The sequence below is a fragment of the Streptomyces sp. NPDC051921 genome (assembly GCF_040680975.1).
Lineage (GTDB): Bacteria > Actinomycetota > Actinomycetes > Streptomycetales > Streptomycetaceae > Streptomyces.
Map to the genome: position 1 here is coordinate 223,092 of NZ_JBFAXU010000009.1, position 26,776 is coordinate 249,867.

At 74.1% G+C, this 26,776-nt stretch carries 21 protein-coding genes; 12 read left to right on the forward strand and 9 right to left on the reverse strand.

The genetic code is table 11. The annotated features are described in order from the left end of the window. Positions 1-45 precede the first annotated feature (45 nt). On the forward strand, positions 46-4,782 hold the full coding sequence (locus AB0M16_RS15065; protein WP_365342737.1) for a hypothetical protein: 4,737 nt from the start codon (positions 46-48) through the stop codon (positions 4,780-4,782). Positions 4,783-4,839: 57 nt separating this feature from the next. Here the strand turns inward: AB0M16_RS15065 and AB0M16_RS15070 are convergent, their stop codons facing one another. Continuing rightward, the gene (locus AB0M16_RS15070) at positions 4,840-5,199 is read right to left on the reverse strand and encodes a hypothetical protein (RefSeq protein WP_365342739.1); all 360 of its coding nucleotides are present in this window, start codon (positions 5,197-5,199) and stop codon (positions 4,840-4,842) included. Positions 5,200-5,637: 438 nt separating this feature from the next. Between AB0M16_RS15070 and AB0M16_RS15075 the strand changes: the two genes are divergently transcribed. The 5 genes from AB0M16_RS15075 to AB0M16_RS15095 all read left to right on the forward strand — a co-directional run bounded on the left by AB0M16_RS15075 (position 5,638) and on the right by AB0M16_RS15095 (position 10,385). Further along, complete coding sequence (locus AB0M16_RS15075) at positions 5,638-8,394, forward strand: nitrate- and nitrite sensing domain-containing protein (RefSeq protein WP_365342741.1); 2,757 nt, start codon at positions 5,638-5,640, stop codon at positions 8,392-8,394. Next, positions 8,391-8,831 (forward strand): roadblock/LC7 domain-containing protein, encoded by a 441-nt coding sequence (locus AB0M16_RS15080; RefSeq protein WP_365332472.1) that lies wholly within the window; start codon positions 8,391-8,393, stop codon positions 8,829-8,831. The genes AB0M16_RS15075 and AB0M16_RS15080 overlap by 4 nt, the downstream gene beginning before the upstream one ends. Before the next feature lie 14 nt (positions 8,832-8,845). After that, positions 8,846-9,253, forward strand: coding sequence for a DUF742 domain-containing protein (locus tag AB0M16_RS15085; RefSeq protein WP_365342744.1), 408 nt, complete (start codon positions 8,846-8,848; stop codon positions 9,251-9,253). After that, the gene (locus AB0M16_RS15090) at positions 9,234-9,845 is read left to right on the forward strand and encodes an ATP/GTP-binding protein (protein WP_365342746.1); all 612 of its coding nucleotides are present in this window, start codon (positions 9,234-9,236) and stop codon (positions 9,843-9,845) included. Before AB0M16_RS15085 ends, AB0M16_RS15090 begins: the two co-directional genes overlap by 20 nt. Positions 9,846-9,950: 105 nt before the next feature. Continuing rightward, complete coding sequence (locus AB0M16_RS15095) at positions 9,951-10,385, forward strand: ester cyclase (RefSeq protein ID WP_365342748.1); 435 nt, start codon at positions 9,951-9,953, stop codon at positions 10,383-10,385. Between the two features lie 16 nt (positions 10,386-10,401). On the opposite strand, the gene AB0M16_RS15100 is transcribed toward AB0M16_RS15095, so the two are convergent. From AB0M16_RS15100 to AB0M16_RS15110, 3 genes are all read right to left on the reverse strand, one after another. Next, positions 10,402-11,589: a lipid-transfer protein gene (locus AB0M16_RS15100; RefSeq protein WP_365342750.1), complete on the reverse strand. Its 1,188-nt coding sequence runs from the start codon at positions 11,587-11,589 to the stop codon at positions 10,402-10,404. Further along, positions 11,586-12,059, reverse strand: a complete 474-nt coding sequence (locus tag AB0M16_RS15105) for a zinc ribbon domain-containing protein (RefSeq protein ID WP_365342752.1) — start codon at positions 12,057-12,059, stop codon at positions 11,586-11,588. Before AB0M16_RS15105 ends, AB0M16_RS15100 begins: the two co-directional genes overlap by 4 nt. Positions 12,060-12,127: 68 nt before the next feature. Next, on the reverse strand, positions 12,128-12,955 hold the full coding sequence (locus tag AB0M16_RS15110; protein WP_365342797.1) for a M15 family metallopeptidase: 828 nt from the start codon (positions 12,953-12,955) through the stop codon (positions 12,128-12,130). Positions 12,956-12,971: 16 nt separating this feature from the next. Here AB0M16_RS15110 and AB0M16_RS15115 point away from each other — a divergent pair, with 16 nt between their 5' ends. Next, complete coding sequence (locus tag AB0M16_RS15115) at positions 12,972-13,544, forward strand: NUDIX domain-containing protein (protein ID WP_365342754.1); 573 nt, start codon at positions 12,972-12,974, stop codon at positions 13,542-13,544. 28 nt (positions 13,545-13,572) lie between these two features. Here the strand turns inward: AB0M16_RS15115 and AB0M16_RS15120 are convergent, their stop codons facing one another. Next, on the reverse strand, positions 13,573-15,930 hold the full coding sequence (locus AB0M16_RS15120; RefSeq protein WP_365342756.1) for a glycoside hydrolase family 31 protein: 2,358 nt from the start codon (positions 15,928-15,930) through the stop codon (positions 13,573-13,575). A gap of 215 nt (positions 15,931-16,145) precedes the next feature. On the opposite strand from AB0M16_RS15120, the gene AB0M16_RS15125 reads away from it, so the two are divergent. Further along, complete coding sequence (locus AB0M16_RS15125; protein ID WP_365342758.1) at positions 16,146-18,119, forward strand: acetoacetate--CoA ligase; 1,974 nt, start codon at positions 16,146-16,148, stop codon at positions 18,117-18,119. Positions 18,120-18,129: 10 nt separating this feature from the next. Here the strand turns inward: AB0M16_RS15125 and AB0M16_RS15130 are convergent, their stop codons facing one another. Continuing rightward, positions 18,130-18,690: a DNA-binding protein gene (locus tag AB0M16_RS15130; protein ID WP_365342760.1), complete on the reverse strand. Its 561-nt coding sequence runs from the start codon at positions 18,688-18,690 to the stop codon at positions 18,130-18,132. A gap of 106 nt (positions 18,691-18,796) precedes the next feature. On the opposite strand from AB0M16_RS15130, the gene AB0M16_RS15135 reads away from it, so the two are divergent. Further along, on the forward strand, positions 18,797-19,240 hold the full coding sequence (locus AB0M16_RS15135) for a hypothetical protein (RefSeq protein WP_365342762.1): 444 nt from the start codon (positions 18,797-18,799) through the stop codon (positions 19,238-19,240). A gap of 52 nt (positions 19,241-19,292) precedes the next feature. Then, a complete protein-coding gene (locus AB0M16_RS15140; RefSeq protein ID WP_365342765.1) occupies positions 19,293-20,402 on the forward strand; it encodes a serine/threonine-protein kinase in 1,110 nt (369 codons plus the stop codon). 73 nt (positions 20,403-20,475) lie between these two features. Here the strand turns inward: AB0M16_RS15140 and AB0M16_RS15145 are convergent, their stop codons facing one another. Next, positions 20,476-21,795: an aminotransferase class I/II-fold pyridoxal phosphate-dependent enzyme gene (locus tag AB0M16_RS15145; RefSeq protein WP_365342767.1), complete on the reverse strand. Its 1,320-nt coding sequence runs from the start codon at positions 21,793-21,795 to the stop codon at positions 20,476-20,478. Between the two features lie 47 nt (positions 21,796-21,842). On the opposite strand from AB0M16_RS15145, the gene AB0M16_RS15150 reads away from it, so the two are divergent. Together AB0M16_RS15150 and AB0M16_RS15155 are read left to right on the forward strand one after the other, a co-directional pair. After that, on the forward strand, positions 21,843-23,126 hold the full coding sequence (locus AB0M16_RS15150; protein WP_365342769.1) for an MFS transporter: 1,284 nt from the start codon (positions 21,843-21,845) through the stop codon (positions 23,124-23,126). Positions 23,127-23,148: 22 nt separating this feature from the next. Beyond that, on the forward strand, positions 23,149-24,039 hold the full coding sequence (locus AB0M16_RS15155; protein ID WP_365342771.1) for a hypothetical protein: 891 nt from the start codon (positions 23,149-23,151) through the stop codon (positions 24,037-24,039). An 81-nt stretch (positions 24,040-24,120) separates the two neighbouring features. Here the strand turns inward: AB0M16_RS15155 and ptsP are convergent, their stop codons facing one another. Then, on the reverse strand, positions 24,121-25,791 hold the full coding sequence (gene ptsP, locus AB0M16_RS15160; protein ID WP_365342773.1) for a phosphoenolpyruvate--protein phosphotransferase: 1,671 nt from the start codon (positions 25,789-25,791) through the stop codon (positions 24,121-24,123). A gap of 84 nt (positions 25,792-25,875) precedes the next feature. Next, complete coding sequence (locus AB0M16_RS15165; RefSeq protein ID WP_365342775.1) at positions 25,876-26,325, reverse strand: PTS glucose transporter subunit IIA; 450 nt, start codon at positions 26,323-26,325, stop codon at positions 25,876-25,878. Positions 26,326-26,776 lie beyond the last annotated feature (451 nt).

Consider the following 26,776-nt stretch of genomic DNA (forward strand, 5'->3'; position numbering starts at 1 on the left):
TTCCACGCCGCCCGATCCACGAACGACACGACGAGAGTCCGCCGCATGTACGAGCTGTCCCGGGTCCGCCTCTACTCCATCGGTCCGGCCGGTGCCCGCTACGCCGACACCGTCCTGGACCTGCGCGGAGTCGGCGCGCCCGTGCCGCACCCCGCCCCCACCCAGGCGGAGTTCTTCGAGGAGGAGCCGGTCGGCCCGCCGCGCCGCCCCGCCCCCGCGGGCGTGCTCTTCCTGGAGAACGGCGGCGGCAAGTCCGTCCTGCTCAAGCTGATCTTCTCGGTCATGCTCCCGGGCCACCGCAACACCCTCGGCGGCGCGAGCTCCGGCGTGCTCCGCAAGTTCCTGCTCGCCGACGACTGCGGCCACGTCGCCCTGGAATGGCAGCACACCCTCACCGGCGAACTCGTCGTCGTCGGCAAGGCCAGCGAGTGGCGCGGCCGCCAGGTCTCCAACGACCCGCGGAAGTTCGCCGAGGCCTGGTACTCCTTCCGCCCCGGCCCCGGGCTCAGCCTCGACAACCTGCCGGTCGCCGAGGCCACGTCCGTGCGTCCGCCCGTCGAGGGCAGCTCGGGCGCCACCGGCCGCCGCCGCACGATGAAGGGCTTCCGCGACGCCCTCACCGAGGCCGGCAAGGCCTACCCGCACCTGGAGGTCTACTGGGAGGAGATCCACGACCGCTGGAACGAGCACCTCGGCGACCTGGGCCTCGACCCCGAGCTCTTCCGCTACCAGCGTGAGATGAACGCCGACGAGGGTGAGGCGGCCGGCCTCTTCGCGGTCAAGAAGGACTCCGACTTCACCGACCTCCTGCTGCGCGCCGTCACCGACACCCGCGACACCGACGGCCTCGCCGACCTGGTCAGCGGCTTCGGCAACAAGCTCGGCCGGCGCGCCGAGCTCACCGCAGAGCGCGACTTCACCGCCGGCTCCGTCGACCTGCTCACCCGCATCGTCGAGGCGGCCGACACCCGCGCCCGCGCCCGCGACGTGCACGCCGGCGCCGAGCGCCGCACCCGCACCCTCGCCCGCCGGCTCTCCGCCCGCGCCGCCGAGGAGCGCGGCCGCGCCGCCGAGCTCGCCCAGCAGGTCACCCACGCCTCCCACGCCGTCGCCGAGGCCGAGACCGCGCGCGGCCGCAGCGCCCTCATCGCCGCCGAGCTCGCCTTCCGGCACGCCTCGCTGGCCCTGACCGCCGCCGAGAAGGGCGCCGCGGCCCAGCGCCGCGAGCTCACCGACGCCCGCACCCTGCACTCCGCGTGGCAGGCCGCCGAGTCCGTGCTCCGCCACCGCGCCGCGAGCGACCGGTCCGCGCGGGTCGCCGCAGCCATCCGCGAGGCCGAGCGCGACGCCGCGCCCGCGCTCGCCGCCCGTGCCAGGGCCGCCGCCGACCTCGTACGGGCCCTGGCCTCCGCCGCCGAGGAGGGCGAGCGGCACGCCGCCGAGGAGGAGGAGCGCTCCGCCGCCCTCCAGGAGGCCGGCGAGGCCGCCCACCGCGACGCCACCGCCGCCGCGACCGAGGCCCAGCGCGCCCGCAGCGAGGCAGGCCACCTGCGGCAGCGGCTCGCCGAGGTCGAGCAGGAGACGGCCGAGGCCGTCCGGGCCGGCTGGCTCGACGACTCCGCCCCCGACGCCGACCCCGCCCGTGCCGCGCTCGCCGCCAGCGACGCCGAGAAGACCACGGTCGCCGCCTGGGACGCGGCCCGCGAGGCGGCCCGCACGGCCACCGAGCGGGCCCGCGAGGCCGCCGCCGCCGAGTCCCGCGCCGAGCTCGCCTCCGCCCGCGCCTCCGACGCCGCCGAGGCCGCCGAGAACGCGTACGACGCCGAGCGCCGCGCCGCCGAGTCCCTCGCCGCCGACCCGCGCCTGGCCGAACTCCTCTCCCTGCCGAGCACGGCCCCCGGCACGGCGCAGGGCGCGGGCTCCCCGCTGCCCGGCCAGCGTGCGGGCGACGGCCAGGGCGCCGACGCCTCCGGCTCCACCGCGGGCGGCCCGTCCGCCCACGCCCCCGGCGCCGCCTTCGGCCCCGGCGCCGGATCCGACGGCGGCCCGCTCACCGTCACCGACTTCGACCGGTACGCCGACGAGCTGCGCTCGCTGCTCGACGGGTCCATCGCCTCCGCCGAGCGCCAGCTCTTCGACCTGCGCACCGCGGCGGCGGACGACAACCGGATCCTCGGCGCCCTCGGCGACGGCGGCCTGCTGCCGCCGGGACCCGACGTGCTCGCCACCGTCGAGTACCTGGGAGAGCACGGCATCCCGGCCCTCCCCGGCTGGCGCTACCTCGCCCAGGCCGTCGACCCGGCCGACCACGCCGCCGTCCTGGCCGCCCGCCCGGAGCTGGTCGACGGTGTCGTGATCACCGACCCCGTCTCGTACACCCGCGCCCGCGAGGTGCTCGGCGCCGCCGCCCTGCTGCCCCGCTCCACCGTGGCCGTCGGCACCGCCGCGGCCCTGCTCGCGCCGGTGCCCGCGCCCGGGGCCGGCCAGGACGCGGACGTCTTCCTCGTACCGCCGAACCCGGCCATGCACGACGAGCACGCCGCCGACGAGGAGCGCCAGGCGCTGCGGGCCCGTGCCGCCGCCCGCGACGAGGAGATCCGTACCCTCGCCGCCCGGCTCACCGGCGACCGCTCGCTGGCCGCCCGGATCGGCGCCTGGCGCGCCGACTGCCCGCCCGGGATGCTCACCGAGCTGACCGCCGTCGCCGCCTCCGCGCGCACCGCCGCCGAGGCCGCGGTCGCCGCCCTCGCCGAGGCCCGCACGGTCCGGGCCGAGGCCGACGAGGCCGCAGCCGACGCCGTGCGGGTGCGCGACGAGCGCCAGGAGGCCGCCCAGCGGGCCCGCCGCGCCGCCGACGCCCTCGCGGGCCTCGCGTTCCGGCTGCGCGAGCGCTCCGCCTGGCAGGCCAAGCTGCGCGAGCTCGCCGACGACGCCGCCGAGTCCGAGGCCCGCGCCCAGACCTGCCTGGAGCGCGCCCGCGCCGCCGACGAGGACCGCCGCGCCGCCCAGCGCACCGCCGACGACGCCCACCGCACCGCCCGTGCCCTGCGTGCCGAGCGCGCCGAGATCGCCGGCGCGCCCGAGAACCTCCCGGAGGAGGACGCCGACGCCCCGCGCGCCGCGCTCCCCACCCTCCGCGAGGCCTACCGGGCCGCCTCCCAGGTGTACGAGAAGGTCGGTGTCGGCGCCGACCTGCGCGCCGAGCAGGCCCGCGCCGAGAGCGACGAGTCCGCCGCACTCGCCGAGCTCGACCGGCTGACCAACAAGGTCCGCACCCGCGCCGAGCAGCTCCTGGAGTCGACCGACGGGGCCGACGGCCCGTCCCGACAGGCCGCCGCCGCCCGTGCCGAGGCCCTGGTCCAGAAGCTGGAGTCACGCGCCTCCGAGGCCAGCGAGAAGCTGGGCCGGCTGCGCGGCGAGGCCGAGCGGCTCGCCCCCGAGGACGGCGAGGAGCACACCGAGCTGCCCGAGGAGCTGGTCCCGGCGGACGCCGAGCACGCCCAGACCCTGCTGCGTACCGCCACCACCGAACTCGCCGCCCGCACCGACGCTTTGGAGGCCGCGCGCGCCGCCCACACCGGTCTGCTCCAGGCGCACCGGGCCGCCGAGGACGCCGCCGGCGGCTTCGACGAGACCGCGGCCCTGCTGCGCGACCTGCTCCGCGACCACGCGGAGGAGGAGCAGGAGCAGCCCGAGCCGTACCCGGGGCCGCTGGCCGAGGCCCGTGACTCCGCGGCGGAGGCGCGGCGTTCGCTGCGCGGCTGCGCCGCCGAGCTGTCGGCCGCCGACGCCGCCGTCCGCGAGGCCGGCGACATCCTGGTACGGCACGCCAACGCGACCCGCTTCGAGCAGGTCCGCACCCCGGCCCGGCAGCAGATCCGCGAGCTGCCCGCGGCCGCCCTGCCGGAGCACGCGGCCAAGTGGGCCGAGGCGTTCGCGCCGCGGCTGCGTGTGCTCACCGACGAGCTGGCGCAGCTGGAGCGCAACCGCGACTCGATCGTGGACCGGCTGCGCGGACTCGTGGAGTCCGCGCTCGCCACCCTGCGCTCGGCCCAGCGGCTCTCCCGGCTGCCCGAGGGCCTGGGGGAGTGGTCGGGGCAGGAGTTCCTGCGCATCCGCTTCGAGGAGCCCGACCAGGCCACGCTCACCGAGCGGCTCGGAGAGGTCATCGACGAGGCCACCCGCGCCGCCGTGAAGAAGAACTCCGACCTGCGCCGGGACGGCATGTCCCTGCTGCTCCGCGGTGTCCAGGCCGCCCTCGAACCCAAGGGCATCGCCGTGGAGATCCTGAAGCCGGACGCGGTGCTGCGCGCCGAGCGCGTCCCGGTCGGGCAGATGGGCGACGTGTTCTCCGGCGGCCAGCTGCTCACCGCCGCCATCGCCCTCTACTGCACGATGGCCGCGCTGCGCTCCAACGACCGGGGCCGCGACAAGCACCGCCACGCGGGCACCCTGTTCCTCGACAACCCGATCGGCCGCGCCAACGCCACGTACCTGCTGGAGCTCCAGCGGGCCGTCTCGGACGCGCTGGGCGTGCAGCTGCTGTACACCACGGGCCTGTTCGACACGACCGCGCTCGCGGAGTTCCCGCTGGTCATCAGGCTCCGCAACGACGCCGACCTGCGGGCCGGTCTGAAGTACATCAGCGTGGAGGAGCATCTGCGCCCGGGCCTGCCGCAGCCGAGCGCGGAGGGCGAGGCGATCCACGGGGAGATCACGGCGACGCGCATGTTCCGCCGCACGCCCGTGGAGGCGGCGGCGGGAACGAGCGCCGAGGACTGACGGAACGGGAAAGGGCCCGGCCCCACGGGGGGCCGGACCCTTTCCTCGTGCCGCGCGTCAGGCGGCTTCCGTGAGCGGCGCCCGGTCCTCGCGGCGCTTCTCGGCGCGCGGCACGCGGGCCGCGCTGCTCGGCTTCGACACCACCCCGTTGCGCTGGCGCCACACCTGACGCGTGATCCACACGTCGAGCACGCTCCAGGTCGCCACCACGGTGCTGGCCACCGCCGTGAGGGTCACGGGGAACGCCAGCCACGACCCGGTGATCGAACAGAAGAAGGCGACCATCCCCTGAATCATCGTCACCGAGGTCAGCAGCAACGCCCGCACCGCCGCCCTGCGGACCGGGTCGGGCATCCGCCGCCGGCCCTTCTCGTCATCCACCCACAACTGCCGCACCGGTCGCGCCTCGTGTTCCATCGCGCTGTCTCTCCCCACCACCGACGTCTCCAAGGTGGCTGCTGCCCGTCTTGCGTCGCTTTACGCGGACACAACCCTCCCCGGTACAGAATGACGTACGACGGAGGGAAAAGGTTTCGCCGGGGTTCCCCACGCCCACGAGCGGAACGAACAGTTCCAGCCATCTGTCAGACACCCTTTCGAGGGCGTGAAATGCTGGACTGTCAGGTGTCCTACGCCACACTGCCGGAACCCAACTCCCCGAATACCGGGACATCTCATGATCAACACTCACTCGACCGGCTGAAAATCGCCCGGACGCGTCTTCGAGATGGCTGTGATGCAGTAGTAGGCTCACGCCGCCGTTTGTTGAAGATGAAGATTGACGCTTCGTGTTGACGCCGAGGCGTGCCGACGTGAGAGACCTCCGTGGCGGCGGGGGCCGAGCTGGGGGAGGCCATGCGCTTTCGCGGGAAGTCCATCCGCAGGAAGATCGTGGCGTTGCTCCTGGTGCCGCTCGTCTCACTGACCGGCCTGTGGGGTTTCGCCACGGTCCTCACCGGCCGTGAGGCCGCCCAACTCCTCGACGTCGCCTACATCGTCGACAGGATCGGCTATCCCATCGAGGACACCGCGCGCGTCATCCAGAAGGAACGCCGCCAGTCCCTCGTCTACCTCGCCGACCCCCGCGCCGCCGAGGCCCTGACCAAGCTGCGCGTGCAACGCGAGGCCACCGACCGGCAGATCGCGCTGATCCGGCGCAACGCCGCGGAGCCCGGCGTCCGCGGCGACATGAACCCCGTGACCGCCCAGCGGCTCAACAGCCTCCTGGACGCCCTCGACGGCCTCTCCTCACTGCGCCGTTCCGTCGAGAACCGCAGCATCGGCCGCATGCAGGCCCTCGACTTCTACAGCCGGCTCGTGGACCCCTGCTACGGCTTCCTGCTGAGCCTCCACGCGCTGGAGAACGTCGAGATGGACAAGCAGGGCCGCGCCCTCGTCGGCGTCACCCGCGCCCGCGAGCTCTTCTCCCGCGAGGACGCCCTCGTCGTCTCCGCGCTCCTCGCCGAGCGCGTCACCGCCGAGGAGATCCGCACGATCGGCGACCTCGTCGCGGGCCGCAAGGTCTACTACGAGAGCAACCTGGAGATCCTGCCCGGCTCGGAGCGCGACCGCTTCGAGAAGTACTGGGCCGGCGCCGAGACCGCCCCCCTGCGCAGGTCGGAGGAGGCGCTCATGGCCGCGGGCGCCACCGAGAACCCCCGCGCCGTCACCGCCGAACGCTGGCAGGAGCAGGCGAGCCCCGTCCTCGACGAACTCGCCCGCGAGAACACCGCGGCCGGCGACCGCTACCAGGAGCGCGTCCAGCCCGCCGCCTACAGCGTCCTGCTCAAGGCCGGCGTCGCCGGCGTCCTCGGCTTCGTCGCCCTGCTCGTCTCCGTGATCGTCTCCGTCCGCGTCGGCCGCGAGCTCGTCCGCGACCTGCGCCGGCTGCGCAAGGAGGCCCAGGAGGTCTCCGGCGTCCGCCTGCCCAGCGTCATGCGCCGCCTCGCCGCCGGTGAACACGTCGACGTCGAGACCGAGGTGCCCCACCTCCGCTACGAGGACGACGAGGTCGGCCAGGTCGGCCAGGCCCTCAACACCCTCCAGCGGGCCGCCGTCGAGGCCGCCGTCAAGCAGGCCGACATGCGCCGCGGCGTCGCCGAGGTCTTCGTCAACCTCGCCCGCCGCAATCAGGTCCTGCTGCACCGCCAGCTCACCCTCCTCGACACCATGGAGCGGCGCACCGAGGACACCGACGAGCTCGCCGACCTGTTCCGGCTCGACCACCTCACCACCCGCATGCGCCGTCACGCCGAGGGCCTGGTGATCCTCTCCGGCGCCGCCCCCTCCCGTCAGTGGCGCAAGCCCGTCCAGCTCATGGACGTCGTCCGCGCCGCCGTCGCCGAGGTCGAGGACTACGAGCGCATCGAGGTCCGCCGACTGCCCCGCCTCGGCGTCGGCGGCCCCGCCGTCGCCGACCTCACCCACCTGATCGCCGAACTCCTCGAGAACGCCACCGTGTTCTCGCCGCCGCACACCGCCGTCCAGGTGCTCGGCGAGCGCGTCGCCAACGGCTTCACCCTGGAGATCCACGACCGCGGCCTCGGCATGAACCCGGACGCCCTCCTCGACGCCAACCTCCGGCTCGCCGAGACCCCCGAGTTCGAGCTCTCCGACACCGACCGCCTCGGCCTGTTCGTGGTCAGCCGCCTCGCCCAGCGCCAGAACGTCCGCGTCTCGCTGCAGCCCTCGCCGTACGGGGGCACCACGGCTGTCGTGTTCATCCCGGCCGCCCTGCTCACCGACGCGCCCGAGACCCAGGGCGCGGGCTTCCGCCTCGACCGGAAGAACCTGGACCGCAACGACGCCGACCGCAAGGGCGTCTCCGGCCCCGAGGGGCTGCCGGGCCGCCGCCCCGCCCTCACCCAGGTGCGCGACGCGGGCCTCGACGGCCCCGTCGAGCTCGAAGCCCCGCTCGGCGAGGGCTTCGACGATCTCCTGAGCGGCGCGGCCGACCTCCTCGACACCGAGAGCGAGCGCGGCGGCCTGTTCCGGGCGCGCGAGCACCGCCGCCGCGGCGACCAGCACCAGCAGACCCCCGATCGCTCCGGCGGCCCCGGGGACGACGACACGCCCGCGGCGCCCGTCCCGCTGCCCCGCCGCCGCCCGCCGACACTCGTCGTCGACCACGGCCGGCGCGTCGACGAGGCGGGCCGCGCCCACCCGGCCGGCGGTCCGTCCGACGAGGACGAGCCCCGCAACGGTGCGCGCAACGGCTCCCGGCCGGACGCCCGGTCCGGCCTCCGCGCCGACGCCGGGTCCGGGCAGCCCGCCGCCGGTTCCGGCGCCGACGACACCATGGAGCTGGCCCGCGTACGGCCCGGGCCCACCCTCGTCCCCGTACCGCCGGACGGCCCGGCCCCGTTCGGCGGGCTGCCCCGCCGCGTCCGGCAGGCCAGCCTCGCGCCACAGCTGCGCGCCACCGACGGGCGCCCCGACGACCAGCCGGCCGCCACGGCCGGATCCCCTGCCACCGAGTCCGACTCCTTCGAGCGCGACGCCGAAGAGGTGCGCAGCCGCATGGCGTCCATGCAGCGCGGCTGGCAGCGCGGCCGGCGGCAGAACGCCGAAACGACAGCACCAGGAACGACACCCGAGGGGGACGGTCGATGACCGCACCGAACGCCGCAGCAACCCACAGCTCCGCCCACGGCAACGGAGAGCTGAACTGGCTCCTCGACGAGCTGGTCCAGCGGGTCGGCTCCATCCGCAAGGCCCTGGTGCTCTCCAGCGACGGCCTGCCCACCGGCGCCTCGCAGGACCTCTCGCGCGAGGACGGCGAGCACCTCGCCGCCGTCGCCTCCGGCTTCCACAGCCTGGCCAAGGGCGTGGGCCGGCACTTCGAGGCCGGCCGGGTCCGGCAGACCGTGGTCGAGCTGGAGGACGCCTTCCTCTTCGTCACGGCCGCCGGAGACGGCAGCTGCCTGGCCGTTCTCGCCGACGCCGACTCGGACGTCGGTCAGGTCGCCTACGAGATGACCCTGATGGTGAAGCGCGTCGGAGCGCATCTCGCCACGGCGCCCAGGACCGGGCTGCCCAACGGAGGATGAGTAAGGGGGACGGCATGACCGACGCAGACCAGTCCCACGAGGACGCGGTCGGCCACTGGTTCGACGACGAGGCGGGCCCGGTGGTCCGCCCCTATGCGATGACCCGCGGCCGCACCAGCGCCGCGACCCGCCACCGGCTCGACCTCATCGCGGTGGTGGTGCCCGAACCGGCCGCCGACGACCCCGGCCGCGACCAGACGCTGTCCCCCGAGCACGTGGAGATCGTCGAACGCTGCTCCGAGCAGCCGCAGTCGATCGCCGAGCTCGCCGCGGGACTCGACCTCCCCGTCGGGGTGGTTCGGGTCCTGGTCGGCGACCTCGTCGACGACGAGCTCGTGCACGTGACCCGCCCCGTTCCGCCGGCCGAGCTGCCGGACGTGAGCATCCTTCGCGAGGTGATCAATGGCCTTCGGGCGCTCTAGCTCCAGCCGCAAGCAGCCGCCGGTCGAGCCGGTGACCCTGAAGATTCTGGTCGCGGGCGGCTTCGGGGTCGGCAAGACCACGCTGGTCGGTGCGGTGAGCGAGATCCGGCCGCTGCGTACGGAGGAGATCCTCAGCGAGGCCGGCCGGCCGGTCGACGACCTGCACGGCGTCGAGTCCAAGTCGACGACCACCGTCGCCATGGACTTCGGCCGGATCACGCTCCGCGAGGACCTCGTCCTGTACCTCTTCGGCACTCCGGGACAGGACCGCTTCTGGTTCCTGTGGGACGAGCTCGCCCAGGGCGCCCTCGGCGCGGTCGTGCTCGCCGACACCCGGCGCCTGGAGGACAGCTTCGCCGCCATCGACTACTTCGAGCGGCGCGGCATCCCCTTCACCGTCGCCGTCAACTGTTTCGAGGGCGCCCGCCGCTACCCGCCGGAGACCGTCCGCGGCGCCCTCGACCTCGACCCCGGGGTCGAACTGCTCATGTGCGACGCCCGCGACCGCGAGTCGGTCAAGAACGTCCTCGTGGCCGTCGTCGAGCACGCCCTGGTGCTCGCCGGGCACGGACCGGCGCCCGTCGCCACCTGAGCCGGGGAGGCGGCCCGCCCCGCCTCCCCGGCGCACGTCACATTCCCGGCCGCCGTCTCGTCCTCCTGCTGACACACCGTCCGGCACGGAGCAGAGGAGACCCGCATGTCGGCAACCGAGGCGATCAGCAACAAGGCGAAGCTGGAACGGTTCCACTCCGCCACGAACAGCGGCGACCCGCACGCCGTCGAGAGGTTCATCGACGAGCTCGTCGCACCCGACGTGGTCTTCCACGCGCCGGTGCCGACGGGCCTGACGGGCGCGGCGGCCCTGAAACGCGTGTGGGCGGTGCTGCTGCGCGCCTACCCCGACCTCCACGTGGCCGTCGAGGAGACGATCGCGGAGGGCGACAAGGTCGTCGCCCGGAACACGGTGACCGGGACCCACCTGGGCGCGTACCAGGGCGTGCCGCCCACCGGAAGGACCGTCCGCTACAGCGAGATCTTCATCTTCCGCTTCGCCGGAGGGCGCATCGCGGAGATCCGTGGCGTCGTCGACGTCCTCACGCAGCTGCGCCAGCTCGGCGCGCTGCCGTCCTGAGCAGGTGCCCCCGGGGTCAGCGCACCGCCACCACGGCCGAACCATGGCCGAACAGGCCCTGGTTGGCGGTGATGCCGGCCCGCGCACCCGGCACCTGCCGGTCGCCGGCCGAGCCCCGCAGCTGCCAGGTCAACTCGCAGACCTGCGCGATCGCCTGCGCCGGCACCGCCTCCCCGAACGAGGCGAGACCGCCGCTCGCGTTGACCGGGACCCGCCCGCCCAGCGCCGTCACCCCGTCCCGCACCAGCTTCGCGCCCTCGCCCTGCCCGCACAGGCCGATGTCCTCGTACCACTCCAGCTCCAGGGCCGTGGACAGGTCGTACACCTCCGCCAGTGCCAGGTCCTCCGGGCCCAGCCCCGCCTCCTCGTAGGCGGCGCGGGCGATCGAGGCCCGGAACGTGTGCGGTGCGGGGGAGACCGCGGCGGCCGAGTCCGTCGCGATGTCGGGCAGGTCCAGGACCGCCTTGGGGTACGTCGGGGTGACCGTGGACACCGCCCGGATGCGGACCGGGTCCGGGCGCCCGTGCCGGCGGGCGAACTCCATGCTCGACAGGACGAGCGCTGCGCCCCCGTCGGAGGTCGCGCAGATGTCGAGCAGCCGCAGCGGATCGGCGACGACCGCGGAGGCGGCCACCTCCCCAGCGGTCACCGGCTTGCGGTAGCGGGCCAGCGGATTGAGCGCGCCGGCCGCCGCGTTCTTCACCTTCACCTGGGCGAAATCCTCCGGCGTGTCCCCGTACAGGGCCATCCGGCGGCGGGCGTAGAGCGCGAAGTAGGCGGGATTGGTCGCCCCGAGCACCCGGAAGCGCAGCCAGTCCGGATCGTCCGGGCGGTCGCCGCCCGCCGGGGCGAAGAAACCCTTCGGTGCCGCGTCCGCGCCCACCACCAGGACCACGTCCGCGAGGCCGGCGAGGATCTGTGCCCGGGCGGTGCCGATGGCCTGCGCGCCGGAGGCGCAGGCCGCGTAGACGCTGGTGACCCGGGCGCCCTGCCAGCCCAGCGCCTGGGCGAAGGTGGCGCCCGCCACGTATCCGGGATAGCCGCCGCGCACCGTGTCCGCGCCGACGATCGACCCCACGTCCGGCCAGTCGAGCCCCGCGTCGGCGAGCGCGGCCCGGGCGGCCGCCGTGCCGTACGAGACGAACGGGCGGCCCCACTTGCCCCACGGGTGCATCCCCGCGCCGAGGACGGCGACGTCGGTCATGCCCCACCCCTCTCCGCGACCGGCCGCCAGTGCCAGGTGGTCCAGACGTGCTCGGCGTCCTCGTTCAGCACGCCCGGCACCAGCTCCACCTCCGCGCCGATCGTCAGATCCGACGTCCGCACACCCGGAGCGGCCTGCCCGAGCACCACCATGGCCTCGGCGGCCAGCTCCACCGCGACGAGCGTGTACGGCTCCCAGGGCACGTCCGGATCGGAGACGTACGGCGCGGGCGGGCGGTAGCGGCCGTCGGTGTACGACCAGACCGTGCCCCGGTCGGACAGCGGCGTCTCGGCCAGTTCGCCCCCGCCGGGGCAGCGCGGATTGCGGCACCAGTCGTCCTCGCGGGGGAAGAAGACCGACGCGCAGGCCGTGCAGCGGGTGCCCAGGAGCCGGAACCCGCAGCCGGGGACCGCCGCGTCGGGGCAGTCGGTGAACCAGCCGGCCACCACCGGCCTGCGCGTCCGTGCCATCCGTCGCCCCTCCCAAGATCTGACGATGTGTCAGAAGTCTGGCACGGAGGGCCCGGCGGGGGAAGACGTCAGTGCCCGGCCACCGACCTCCGCGCCACGGGGAAGTCGAAGAAGGTGGCCGGGAACGGCTCCGGCTTGAAGGTGAAGTGCCACCACTCCTCGGGCAGGTTGACGAATCCCTGCTCGACGAGCGCGCCCCGGAGCAGATCGCGGTGGGCCCGCTGTTCGCCCCCGATCCGCGGGTCGTCGGTGTGCGAGAGCGTGTCGAAGCAGTCGAAGCCGGTGCCCATGTCGACGGAGTTGTCCGGGAAGCGCTCGGCCTGGGGCCTGAAGCACTCCACCTGCGGCTCGCCCGGCACATACGGGCGCGTGGGCAGGGCCGGCAGCCGCACGACCGTCAGGTCCACCGTCGAGCCCCGGCTGTGCCCGGACTTCTCCGCGATGTAACCGTCCGCGAACAGACGCGACTTGTCGACCAGCGGATAGAACTCCCGCTTCATCCGCTCGTCCGCCAGGTCCTTCGCCCAGCGCACGAAGTGGTCCACCGCCCGCTGGGGCCGGTAACAGTCGTACACCTTCAGGGTGTAGCCCCGGGCCAGCAGTTTCACCTGGGCGCGGTGCAAGGCCTCGGCGGCCGGCCGGGTCAGGATGCACACCGGCTGGCGGTACCCGTCGATCCGTTCGCCCACGAAGTTGTGCTCCGTGGTGTAGCGCATCTCCTGAAGGATCGTCCGGTCCACCCGGTCGAGGGCAACGAACTCCCGCGGCGCCTTCGGCTCCGGCCCGCGGCCGGCGACGCCGGCGGCACTGGCCGAGGGGACGGCGGCCGTCCAGCCGAGCAGTGCGGCGGCGGCCAGCGCGCCCAGGCCGCGGAGAAGGGAGGCACGTCGTGTCAGTCGCTTCGGTCCTGTCATGGTGACCGTCTATCAGGTACGGCAGCGGCGGGAAAGGGTGATCGCATACGGTCGGCTCGTGACCGACTCCTCACCGCACTCCCACTGCTCGTCCTGCGGCGCCCGCCACGCTGCCGACGCCGGATGGCCCCGCACCTGTACGGCCTGCGGCACCACCGCCTACCGCAACCCGCTGCCGGTCGCCGTCGCCCTGCTGCCCGTCACCGACGCCCGCGGCACCGCCCTCGTCGTCATCACCCGCACCATCCCGCCGCAGTCCGGCCGGGTCGCCCTGCCCGGCGGCTTCATCGACTTCGGCGAGGACTGGCAGGAGGCGGTGGCGCGCGAACTGCGCGAGGAGACCGGCATCGAGGCCACCGCCGCCGACGTCCGGCTCGCCGACGCCCTCAGCTCCCCGGCCGGCCACCTCCTCCTCTTCGGCCTCCTCCCGGCCCGCCCGGCCGCCGACCTCCCGCCCCCCACCGCCACCGACGAGACGAGCGGCCACCACCTGCTGCACGGACCGGAGGAACTGGCGTTCCCGCTGCACACGGAGGCGGTGCGACGGTTCTTCGCGGGGGATTACGGGTGAGAGGTCCCGGATCCGGCATCGGATCCGATCACCCCACGAGCCCCCGCACCCGTACCGCCGGCTCCGCCTCCCTCACGCCCTCGTCCGTCACCCGCTCCACCACGACCCGCCCGTCGACGAGCCGCGACTGGTAGCGCTCGATCTCCGCCGGCTCCCAGCCGTCCCCGGTGTCCCGCACCACCAGACCGCCGCCCGTCCGTCCCGGGGCCGGTGCCCACACCTCCAGGGCCGGTTCCCGGTCGTCCTCGCCCCGCACCGGGATGACCGCGCCCGCCCGGGCGAGCACCGGCACGCGCGACAGCGGCGCGTCGAGGAGCACCTGCCCGGGCCCGTCGTACGGCTGCCCGGTCGCCGTGTCGTACCAGCGCCCGCGCGGCAGCCGGACGGCCCGCCGGTCCGCGCCGCGCGAGAGCACCGGGGCGACCAGGAGCGAGTCGCCCAGCAGGAAGGCGTCCTCGCAGTCCCGCAGCGCCCGGTCCTCCGGCGTGCCCCACCACACCGGGCGCACGTAGGGCGCCCCCGTCATCCGCGCGAGCCGGGACAGGGTCACGAAGTACGGCCGCAGCCGCTCCCGTTCGGCCAGCGCCACGCGCGCGTGCTCCAGGACCTCCGGCCCGAACTCCCACGGCTCGCGCCGCCCCGCGTCGATCGCCGCGTGCGTACGGAACAGCGGCAGCCACGCGCCCAACTGGTACCAGCGCAGGAACAGCTCGGGTGACGGGCTCCCGTCGAAACCGCCCACGTCGGGCCCCGAGTACGGCACCCCGCACAGGCCGAGCCCGAGGACCAGGGCCAGCGAGGCCCGCAGCCCCGGCCAGCCCGTGGACACGTCGCCCGACCACGTCCCGCCGTACCGCTGCATCCCCGCCCATCCGGACCGGGAGAACAGGAAGGGCCGCTCCTCGGGCCGCAGCGCGCGCAGCCCCTCGTACCCGGCGCGGGCCATCGTGAGCCCGTACACGTTGTGCGCCTCGCGGTGGTCCCCGCCGCGGCCCTCCAGACCGTGCCGGGCCGAGCGGGGCAGCGTCTGGTCACCGAAGGGGGCGAAGGACACCGGCTCGTTCATGTCGTGCCACACCCCGGAGAAGCCCTGCCGCAGCCGCTCCTCGTACAGGGTCCCCCACCACTTCCGCGCCTGCGGATCGGTGAAGTCCGGATAGGCGCACTCGCCGGGCCACACCACCCCGTGCACCTCCTCGCCACGGTCGTCCCGGACGAACGCCCCGACGGCACGGCCGCCCTCGTAGACCTCGTTCCCCGGCTCCGCCTTCACCGCCGGGTCCACGATCGACACCAGTCGCACCCCGCGCCCGCGCAGCTCCGCCGCGAGGCCCGGAAGGTCGGGGAACCCCTCCCGGTCCACGGTGAAGACCCGGTGCCCGTCGTAGTGGTCGATGTCCAGGTGCAGCACGGACAGCGGCAGCCCCCGCTCCCGGTAGCCGTCCACCACCCGCCGCACCTCGCGCTCGCTGCCGAAGCCCCAGCGCGCGTGCTGCGGCCCGAGGGCCCACCCCGGCGGCAGCGCGGGCGCGCCGGTCAGCGCCGCCCAGCCGTGCAGCACGCGCGCGGGGGTGCCGACCACCACCCAGCAGCGCAGCGGACCGCCGTCCATCCGCACCTCGCTGGTCCCCGGCCGGTCGTGCCCGGACCCGGCGCCCTCCTCGCCCTCGGCGAGGACGACCCGCCCGTCCCAGGAGTTGTCGTGGAAGGCCAGATGCGTGCCCGCGTCCGCCACCACCAGCTGCACCGGCATGGTGATGTACAGCGGATCGTCGCCGGGCGCGAAGCTCCCCTGGGGATCGGTGTTCCACAGGCGGTACGCGCCGTCCCGCAGCCGCGGCCCCGAGGAACGGCCGCCCAGGCCGAAGAACCGGGCGTCCGCCGGCACCTCGCTGCGCTGCACCCAGCGCGCCTCTCCGCCCCCTACCGGCTCCCACCAGCGCGGCGGCAGGTCCCGGCGCAGCACCACCCCGCCCGGGGTGCGCACCTCCACGGCCCCGTGCCGCGACACCGCGACCGTGACACGCTCCGACACCACCCGCCAGCCGCCGTCCGTGTCCGGCTCCAGGACGGCCCGCTGATCGGGCTCGGGCGGCTCGCCGGCCAGCGCGTACGAGGGCAGCGGACCGGCCCCGTCCCAGCCCCAGAAGACGGTGCCGCCCGCCGACACCGAGATCCGCAGCTCGGAACGGGCGAACCGGACGATCCCGCCGCCCGGCAGCGGTTCCACCTCGCCCACCGGACCCGGAACCCGAGCCCGCTCCGCCCCTCTCGGCGGCAGCGCCCGCGCGTCGGTACGGCGCTGCCGCCACGCCGACCGCACCGCCCGCAACCCCTGCACCGAACCCAGCACCTTCACCGAGCGCACCAGCTCACGACCGTCCATGCAGCTCACCCTGCCATCCGAGTGAGGCCGTGCGGGGTTCGTTCAACTGTCGTTCACCCGTGGTGGGAGCACATATTCAGCTGCCCGACCATGGGCGGGGAACCCTGGTGCGAAAGAGGATCACATGGCATCGTCCCTGTCAGCCGCGTCACGCGCACACCCCCGCACGTGCGCGAGACACACGCAGACCCCGCGTACAGCCAGGGAGCCGACCCATGACATCAGCCCAGACCGAGCCGCTTTGGCAGCCTGACGAGGCCCGCATCGCCGCGGCCGCCGTCACCCGCTTCCAGGCCTGGGCGGCCGAGCGCCACGGAGCCCCCGCCGACGGCGGCTACGAGGCCCTGCACCACTGGTCCGTCGAGAACCTCGAAGCCTTCTGGGGAGCCGTCGCCGAGTGGTTCGACCTCCGCTTCGCCACCCCCTACGAGCGGGTCCTGGGGGACCGCTCCATGCCCGGCGCCGACTGGTTCCCGGGGGCCACCCTCAACTACGCCGAGCACGCGCTGCGCGCCGCCGAGGAACGCCCCCACGACACGGCACTGCTCCATGTGGACGAGACACATGAGCCGACCCCGATCAGCTGGGCCGAGCTCCGTCGCCAGGTCGGCTCCCTCGCCGACGAACTCCGCCGCCTCGGGGTCCGGCCCGGCGACCGCGTCAGCGGCTACCTGCCCAACATCCCCGAGGCCGTCGTCGCGCTCCTGGCGACCGCCGCCGTGGGTGCCGTCTGGACCTCCTGCGCCCCCGACTTCGGCGCCCGCAGCGTCCTCGACCGCTTCCAGCAGGTCGAGCCGGTCGTCCTGTTCACCGTCGACGGCTACCGCTACGGCGGCAAGGAGCACGACCGCCGCGACACCGTCGCCGAGCTGCGGGCCGAACTGCCCTCGCTGCGCGCCGTCGTGCACATCCCGCTGCTCGGCACGGCCACCCCGGACGGCGCCCTGGCCTGGTCCGCGCTCACCGCGGCCGACACCGAGCCCGTCTTCGAGCAGGTCCCGTTCTCCCACCCGCTGTGGGTGCTGTACTCCTCCGGCACCACCGGCCTGCCCAAGGCCATCGTGCAGTCCCAGGGCGGCATCCTCGTCGAGCACGTCAAGCAGCTGGGTCTGCACTGCGACCTCGGCCCCGAGGACGTGTTCTTCTGGTACACCTCCACCGGCTGGATGATGTGGAACTTCCTCGTCTCCGGCCTGCTCACCGGTACCACCGTCGTCCTCTACGACGGCAGCCCCGGCTACCCCGACACCGGCGCCCAGTGGCGGGTCGCCGAGCGCACCGGCGCCACCCTCTACGGCACCTCCGCCGCGTACGTCATGGCCTGCGCCAAGGCCGACGTCCATCCCGGCCGTGACTTCGACCTGTCCCGGGTGAAGTGCGTGGCCACCACCGGCTCCCCGCTGCCGCCCGACGGCTTCCGCTGGCTGCACGACGAGGTCCGCGAGGACCTGTGGATCGCCTCCGTCAGCGGCGGCACCGACGTCTGCTCCTGCTTCGCCGGAGCCGTCCCCACGCTCCCGGTCCACATCGGCGAGCTCCAGGCCGCCGGCCTCGGCACCGACCTGCAGTCCTGGGACCCCTCGGGCAAGCCGCTCATCGGCGAGGTCGGCGAGCTCGTCGTCACCAACCCCATGCCGTCCATGCCGATCCACTTCTGGAACGACCCGGACGGCAGCCGCTACCGCGACAGCTACTTCGAGATGTTCCCCGGGGTCTGGCGGCACGGTGACTGGATCACCATCACCGACCACGGCTCGGTCGTCATCCACGGCCGCTCCGACTCCACCCTGAACCGTCAGGGCGTCCGTATGGGGAGCGCCGACATCTACGAGGCCGTGGAACGCCTTCCGGAGATCCGCGAGTCCCTCGTCATCGGCCTCGAGGAGCCGGACGGCGGCTACTGGATGCCGCTCTTCGTGCACCTCGTCGAAGGCGCCACGCTGGACGAGGAGCTGATCGGCCGCATCAAGGGCACGATCCGCAGCGAGCTCTCGCCGCGCCACGTGCCCGACGAGATCATCGAGGTGCCGGCGGTCCCGCACACCCTGACCGGCAAGCGCATCGAGGTCCCGGTCAAGCGCCTCCTCCAGGGCACCCCGATGGCCAAGGCGGTCAATCCGGGCTCGGTCGACGACATCGACCTGCTGCGCTTCTACGAGGAGCTCGCGGCGGAACGCCGCAAGGCCTGACGCCCCCGTCCTACGGGCGGCCGGCGAGGCGGCGGACCAGGCTCACGGCCTCGTCCGTCCGCCCTGCGCCGCACGTGCGCAGGATCTCGGCGAGCCCCGGGTGCCGGCCGTCGAGGAGCGCGGCCGCGTCCAGGATCTCCACGGCGCCGGCCCGCGCGTTGAGCAGGTCCCGCAGGCGCCGCGCGAAACGCAGATCGCCGTCCCCTTCCGGTTCGCCGGAGGGGGACGGCTGTGTGACGGCCGCGCCGAGCGAGTCCTGCCCGGGGGTCCGGTTGGCCCGGATCGCCGCCAGCGCGTCGGTCACCGACCCGGGCGGGACGGCGCCCGCGCGCACGTCGTGGGCGAGGTGGAGCACCGCCGACAGGCGCGCGGCGGCGTCGGGGTTCGCGATCCGGGCGCGCTGCCCGCGCATCACGAGGCTGAGCATGGCCGGGGAGACGCCGAGGACCTCGGCGAGCCCGGACTGGGTCACTTTGAACAGGCCGCACAGGTCCCGGCACAGTTCGCCGAGCGGAGCTCCGTACCACTGGCGCTGGAGCTCTTGATTGCGCATCGTCGTGGCGTGGTCCATACCTGCACGGTAGGAGCCGAGTTGACACTTGTCAAAGGAAGTTTTCATGTGTCAATCTCCCGTTCGAAGGAACGATCACCTCTCATCCGACTGACGGGATGTCACCATGTCCTGGAACCGCGCCACTTCGCTCGTCGCCGTCGTCCTGCTCGCCGGCCTCGGCCTCACCGCCTGCGGGACCGACCCGGACTCCAAGGGCTCCGACAAGCCCGCCACCACCTCGGCCGCGCCGAGCGCGACCGACTCCGGCGCCCCCTCCGAAGCCCCCGGCACCACCGGCGACGTCAAGGTGCCCGACGACCTCCCGGCCGGACTGCCCCTGCCGGACGGCGGGAAGCTCACGTCCGTGACCGGCGACAAGGGCGCGTACATGCTCGCGTACCGCTCGGACGACCCGAAGGGCTTCATCGCCTCCTACCGCAAGGCCCTCGAAGGCGCGGGCTACACCGTGGTGGACATCGCCGGCGTCTTCACCGCCACCTCGGACAAGAGCTCGGTCAGCATCGCCACCTCGGGCAACGACGTGATCCTCACCGTCGCCAGCATGTGACGCCGCGACGCGGGGGGCGTCGCGGAGGAGGTGCGCCGGTACGCTGCGGCGCATGGAAGCAGGGGGGATGCTCGCCGACCGCTACCGGCTGGTCGCGCCCGTCGCGCGCGGCGCGCAGGGCACGGTCTGGCGGGCCGTGGACACGCGCGACGGCGCGGACGTGGCCGTGAAGGTCTCCGGTGGCGCCGACGTCGAGTCGCTGCTCAGGCTGGTGTGCGAGCAGTCGGTACGGATCGGCCACCCCCACGTCCTCGCCCCCGCGGACTGGTTCGTCCGCGACGGCGAGGCCTGGCTGGTGCTGCCGCTGGTCCGCGGCGGCACCCTCGCCGGCCTCGTCGCCGACTACGGCGCACTCCCGCCCGCCGTCGGCCTGCTGATCGCCGAACAACTCCTGGACGCGCTCGCCGCCGTGCACCTGGGCGGCCTCGTCCACCGGGACGTCAAGCCGTCGAACGTGCTCCTCTCCGCCTCCGGAGCGGAGCGTCCGCACGCCTACCTCGCCGACTTCGGGGGGGCGCGCGTCCTGCCCCACCTGCGGCTCACCGCGCCCGCGTTCGTCGCCGGCACCCCGGACTACCTCGCCCCCGAGGTCCGCGCCGGGGCGGACAGCTCCCCCGCCCAGGACGTCTACGCCGCCGGACTCGTCCTGCGCGACCTCGGCGCTCCGGCCCCTCTCGTCGCCGCCATGACCGCCGAGCGGCCCCGACAGCGGCCGACGGCCGCGGCCGCCCGCGACGTCGTCGCCGCCGCGCGGCACGCCCTCGGGCCCGAGCGATGGCCGGTGCTCTGGGACGGCGAGCCCTTCCTCGTGCCCGACCAGCTCGGCGACGCGCCGTCGCGGCGCCGGCGCCTGCCGCGGCGGGCGCTCGCCGCCACCGCGGCGGTCCTCACGGTCGGCGCCGCGGCCGCCGTTGCGACGGCCCTGACCGGCGGCGGGCCGGGGGAGTCCGGCCCGGCCGGCGCGACCGCCTCGCCCATCCGTACCGTGCCCGCCGACGCGGAACGGGGACCCGCCGACCCCGCGGGCCCGGCGCCGTTCAGCCCGTGCGCGGCCGACCGTGACCTGTCCGTCGCCTTCAGCCCCGAGGGCTACATCCTGCTGTGCGGCCACGTCCCCGGCACCCGGCGCTACGAATGGCTCCCGACCACCGCCGAGGACTGACGCCGAGGAGCACCCGACCGGTCCGCGGCCCGGCCGTCGGCCGGTCCGGCGGCCGGTCGGCCGGGCCCCGCCCTCAACCGCCGTACGTCGCCTGCGCGTCGCCGAGCACCGCCGCGAAGTCCGCCGCCAGCCGTCCCGCATCCGCAGGGACGAGCGTCGACGTCGTGATCCGTACGGCCGTGGGCGCGGCGATCCGGAAGCGGGCGCCCGCCGCCACCCACCAGCCCAGTGTCCGCAGCCCGTTGACCACCGCCGACTCGTCGCGCACCGGCACCCACACGTTCAGGCCGGCCTCCCCGAGGGAGCGGATGCTGTACGAGCCGAGCGCGGCGGTCAGCGCCTGCCGCCGTTCCGTGTACGCGGCCTCGCCGGCGGCCACGAGTCGGGTGACCGCCGGGTCGGAGAGCAGGCCGACGACCGTCTCCTGCAGGATGTGGCTGACCCACCCGGACGTCATCACCATGCGCCCGTCGTGCCGGGCCAGGGTCACCGGGTCACCGGCGACCGCGGCCCACCGCAGGTCGACCCCCAGTCGCTTGGAGACGGTCCGCACCTGGGCCCAGCGGTCGAGACCCGCGGCACTGAGGGTGGGCGCCACGTCGCCGGTGAACTCCACGTTGTAGTCGTCCTCGACGACCAGCACCTCGGGGAACTCCCGTAGCAGCGTTACCAGCTCGTCCCGGCGCGCGGGCGAGAAGGACGCCCCTGTGGGGCACTGGGCCCGCGGGGTGCAGACCACCGCCCGCACCCCTGCACGCAGCGCCGCCCGCAGGGCGTCGGGGACGATCCCCTCGCGGTCCACGGTCACCGGAACCATGCGCAGCCCCAGGGCCGGTACGAGGTCCAGGAGGTGGTGGAAGCCGGGATCCTCCACGGCGACGGCGTCCCCGGGCCGCAGTTCGACGGAGAGCAGCCGCGCGATGCAGTCGAGCGCCCCGTGCGCGAACGTGACCCGCTCCGCCGGCACGCCGTCGCGCGCGAACCAGGCACGCGTCAGCTCCTCGAGCGCCGTGAGCCGCGGGGCGGCGCGGTGCGAGCCGTAGGTCGGGCGCACCTCGGCGGGGGGTCGGAGCACCGGCAGGAACGCGGGGTCCGGGAGGCCGGTGGCCAGGTCGACGACTCCCGGCGGCACCCGGGGCGGGCGCCGGGAGGCCACCGACGGGGCCTCCGCCACCACGGTCCCGCCCCGGCCGCGCGTGACCACCAGGCCGCGCTGCCGCAGTTCCTTGTACGCCGTCGCGACGGTGCCCGGACTGATGCCGAGCTCGTCGGCGAGCCGCCGCACGGGAGGCAGCGCGTCGCCCGGGGCGAGCTCGCCCTCGGTGACCCCGCGCTCGACGGACGCGGCAATCCCCTTGGCCGTCGTCCCATTGATCGAATATTGTGTTGCCACGTACTGAACTATGTACCAATACAAAACTCGCGTCAAGGGGGAACCGAGTGAGCCGCACCGATTCATGGCACCGCACCGCTCTCGACCGCATACCCGGCGGTCGCGACGGCCGCCGCATGCTCCTCGTCAGCATCATCGACAAGACCGGAACCGGCCTGTGGGCCGGCTGCACCGCCCTCTACTTCACCTACGTCTCCGGACTCGGCCTCGGCCAGGTCGGCCTCCTCATGACGGTCTCCGGCGGCGTCGGCATCGCCGGCGCCCCGCTCGCCGGAGCCCTCGCCGACCGCTTCCCGCTCGTCCGCGTCATCGTCGGCGCCCAACTCATGCGCGGCGCCGCCCTCCTCGCCCTCCTCACCACCGACAACTTCCTCCTCCTCACCCTCTACTCCGCCCTCGGTGCCCTCCCCGACCGCGCCGGCAGCGTCCTCATCAAGCTCTACGCCGCCCGCCTCGCCGGCCCCGACCGCGTCCGCTACCAGGCCATCCAGCGCACCACCGTCAACATCGGCTGGTCCATCGGCGGACTCGGCGCCGCCGCCGCGCTCGCCACCGGCAGCACCCGCGCCTACGGCCTCCTCCTCGTCGGCAACGTCCTCACCTACGTCGTCATCGCCGCCCTCACCCTGCGCTGCGACGAGCCGCCCGCCCCCTCCCGCGTCGCCGCCACCGCGGACGACACCCCCAAGGCCAGGCCCGCCAACCCCTGGCGCGACCGCACCTTCCTCGCCTACACCGCCACCGAGGCCGCCCTCTTCCTCGACGACACGATCCTCCAGGTCGCCGTCCCCCTCTGGATCGTGCACGCCACCGCCGCACCCGTCGGCCTCGCCCCCCTGCTCCTGGTCCTCAACACCGTCCTGGTCGTCCTCTTCCAGGTCCCCCTCTCCCGCTACGGCGCCACCACCCGGGCCGCCCGTCGCCTGCTCGTCCCGCTCGCCGGACTCTTCGTCATCGGCACCCTCGCCCTCGCCGCCTCCGCGGCCGGCGGCCGCACCCTCGCCATCAGCGCCCTCGTCGTCGCCGTCGTGGCGCTCACCTTCGCCGAGATCATCCACGCCACCGCCTCCTGGGAACTCTCCGTCGCCCTCGCCCCCGCCGACGCCCAGGGCGCATACCTCGGCGTCCACGGACTCGCCCAGTCCGGCCAGCGCTTCGCCGGACCCCTCCTCGTCACCGGCGTCATGACCGCGGGCCCCCTCGCCTGGCCACTCCTCGGCCTCGCCCTCGTCGCCGCCGGCGCCGCCCAGCACCGCGTCATCCGCGACCGCGTCGACCAGCCCACGCGACCGTCACTGTCAGTCCCCACGGTTACGGTGAGTGAGCACTGATCGACAGCGCTCAGGGGGAGACATGACCACGCACCACACCACCACCACACTGCGCCGCGCCCTGCGCCGCGAAGTGGCCGACACCGTCGCCCTCCTCGCCGACGAGGAGGACTTCGCCGCCATGCGGCAGTACGCGACCTTCGCCTTCGACGACCACGGCCGCTACCTCCACCACGTCGAAGAGCTCCTCAAGACCCTCGCCGCCCACGGCGGCCACACCACCGTCGCCCTCTTCGACCCCGAGGAGTACGCCGACTACTGCGCCGACACCGGACTCGACCCGGACCGCCCCACCAGCCGCAGCCGCTACACCGCCGAGCGGGCCGCCACCGGCGCCCGCGTCACCTACACCGGACAGCCCCTCAGCACCCTCGTCCCCACCCTCGTCGACACCGCCGTCCGCCGCGCCACCTGGGAGTACGCCACGATGCTGCTCACCGACGCGGGCACCTGCGCGGACTGCGGCCAGGACATCGGCCGCGCCTCCTTCGACCACGCCTCCCACCTCCTGCTCCGCCTCCTCGAGGCCGCAGGACCCGGCACCCACCACCTCGTCTGCAGCGTCCCCGCAGCGGACGAACAGCTCCTCGCCACCCTCCACGCCGTTCGCGACGCCACGGGCCCCGCCCGGCTCGACAGCTCCCAAGGCGCCGAGTTCGTCACCGTCCTCGCCGCCGGCCTCGCCCTCAACACCCCCGGCGGCGTCGTCCTGCGCACCACCACCCCCGGCACCCCCGACCGCCTCCACGGCTGGCGCCTGCACGGCGGACACCTCCGCCCCCTCACCGAGGCCGAGGTCTTCGACGCCTACTGCACCGACGCCCGCACCGGCGAACCCATCGCCCCCGAACCCCACGTCGACTACCGCGCCGGATTCCCCCTCGGGCCCCCCGACGCCCCCCACCCCCACTGACGCCGAAGGGGCTCCCCGCCACACCGGCGGGAAGCCCCTTCGACACCGAACGGCGACGGCCCACGGGCCGCCGACCGGGGATCACTCCCCGGACAGTACCGCCTGCGCCGCCATCCTCGCGTCGTGCGCGGTGTCCGCCGCACGCGCCGCCGCGGCCGCACGCTCGCACTGCGCCAGCGTGTACTTGGCCAGCGTCGCCCGCACATACGGGATCGACGCCGCACCCATCGACAGGGAGGTCACCCCCAGACCCGTCAGCACACACGCCAGCAGCGGATCCGACGCGGCCTCACCACAGACACCGCAGCTCTTGCCCTCGGCCTTGGCCGACTCGGCGGACAGCGCCACCAGGTCCAGCAGCGCCGGCTGCCACGGATCCTGCAAGCGCGACACCGCACCCACCTGACGGTCGGCGGCGAAGGTGTACTGCGCCAGGTCGTTCGTGCCCAGCGACAGGAACTCGACCTCCTGCAGGATCGAACGCGCCCGGAGCGCGGCGGACGGAATCTCCACCATCGCACCGAACTTCGCCCGCAGCCCCGCCTCACGGCACGCGTCGGCGAACGCCTTCGCATCCGTGCGGTCGGCCACCATCGGCGCCATGACCTCCAGGTACACCGGCAGACCCTCGGCGGCCTTCGCCAGCGCCGTCAGCTGCGTCCGCAGCACCTCCGGGTGGTCCAGCAGCGTCCGCAGACCCCGCACGCCCAGCGCCGGGTTCGGCTCGTCCGCCGGCGTCAGGAAGTCCAGCGGCTTGTCCGCACCCGCATCCAGCACCCGCACGACCACACGGCCCTCGGGGAAGGCCTCCAGCACCTTGCGGTACGCCTCGATCTGCTTCTCCTCGGACGGAGCCCGCTTGCTGTCGTCCAGGAAGAGGAACTCCGTACGGAACAGGCCCACGCCCTCGGCACCGGCCTCGACCGCCGCCGGGACGTCCGCCGGACCGCCCACGTTCGCGAGCAGCGGCACCTTGTGCCCGTCCGAGGTCGCCCCCGGACCACTGGAAGCGGACAGCGCCGCCTTCCGCTGCTCGGCGGCCCGGGTCAGCGCCGCCTTCTTCTCCTCGCTCGGCTCCACGAAGATCTCACCCGTGGAACCGTCCACCGCGATGACCGTGCCCTCGGCCAGCTCGCCGGCACCCGGCAGAGCCACCACGGCCGGCACGCCCAGCGCCCGCGCGAGGATCGCGCTGTGGCTGGTCGGCCCGCCTTCCTCGGTCACGAAGCCGAGCACCAGCGACGGGTCGAGCAGCGCCGTGTCGGCCGGCGCCAGGTCCCGCGCGATCAGCACGTACGGCTCGTCGCTGTCCGGCACGCCCGGCATCGGCACACCCAGCAGCCGCGCCACGATCCTGTTGCGCACGTCGTCCAGGTCGGCCACCCGGCCCGCCATGTACTCACCGGCGCCCGCGAGCAGCTCCCGGTAGTGCGAGAACGCGTCGTAGATACCGCGCTCGGCCGTGCTGCCCACCACGATCCGGCGGTCGACGTCGGCGATGAGCTCGGGGTCCTGAGCGATCATCGCCTGGGCCTCCAGCACCGCCTGGGCCTCGCCACCGGCGAGGTTGCCCCGGGCGATCAGGTCCGCGGCCACAGCCTCCACAGCTTGGCGGGCGCGCCCCTGTTCGCGCTCCGCCTCTTCGGCGGGAATCTGCTTCGCCGGCGGCTCGAGAACCGCCGTGCCCATGTGCCGGACCTCGCCGATCGCCACCCCGTGGCTGACGCCGACGCCTCGCAGCGTTGTCTCCATCTCACCCGTCTCCGCTAGAGCGGCGGCCGGAACCGCCGCGTTGAAATGTCGTCATCGAGCCCGTCGCGAAGGACGGACCGGCGGTCAGCTCCAGGAGAAGAGCACGTCGCCGGCCTTGACGTCCTGGGCGTCGAGGACATCGGAGAGGGCGTCCGCGGTGGCCTCCAGGGCCACGATCGGACAGATGGGGGACTTGCCGGCGGCCTCGACCTCGGCGGGGTTCCAGCGCACGACGGCCTGTCCGCGCGTCACGGTGTCGCCCTTGTTCACGAGGAGCTCGAAGCCCTGACCGTTCAGCTGAACGGTGTCGATCCCGAGATGGGTCAGCACGCCGTGACCTTCGGCGTCGACGACGACGAAAGCGTGCGGGTGGAGAGAGACGACGACGCCGTCGACGGGCGAGACGGCCTCGGAGGGCTCGCGCACGGGGTCGATGGCGGTGCCGGGACCGACCATCGCACCGGAGAAGACGGGGTCGGGTACAGCAGCGAGACCGATGGCGCGTCCAGCGAGTGGCGACGTCACGGATGTCATGGGAAGCCTCCCAGGGGCGGAGATGGTGTGGCGCCGTCACTGCCTGTCCTGGACGGCGTACTGTTCAGAAGCCTATGTCATAGGAAGTCCAGGTTCCGCACGAGACGTACCAGTTGGCGGACCTAGGGACTACCGGAAACGATTTGCCTCAGGTGGCGTAGGGATGTACTGTCGTACTCCTGCCTGACCCCAACGCGACGTTGAGTCGTGGGTCGGCAGCACCTATCAAGCCAGATCCTAACCCCAGTGGTCTACACCTCTGCGTGCTTGCATGCGAGGGGTGTGGTCGGGGGGAGTGAAAAAGCCTGGTAGTGTTTGACCCCGCCGAAGGGCCCGAAAGGCGAAAGCCAAGAATTCGGGACCGGAAAGCACCGAGGAAATCGGATCGGAAAGATCTGATAGAGTCGGAAACGAAGGAAGCGCCCGGAGGAAAGCCCGCGAGGGTCGGTAC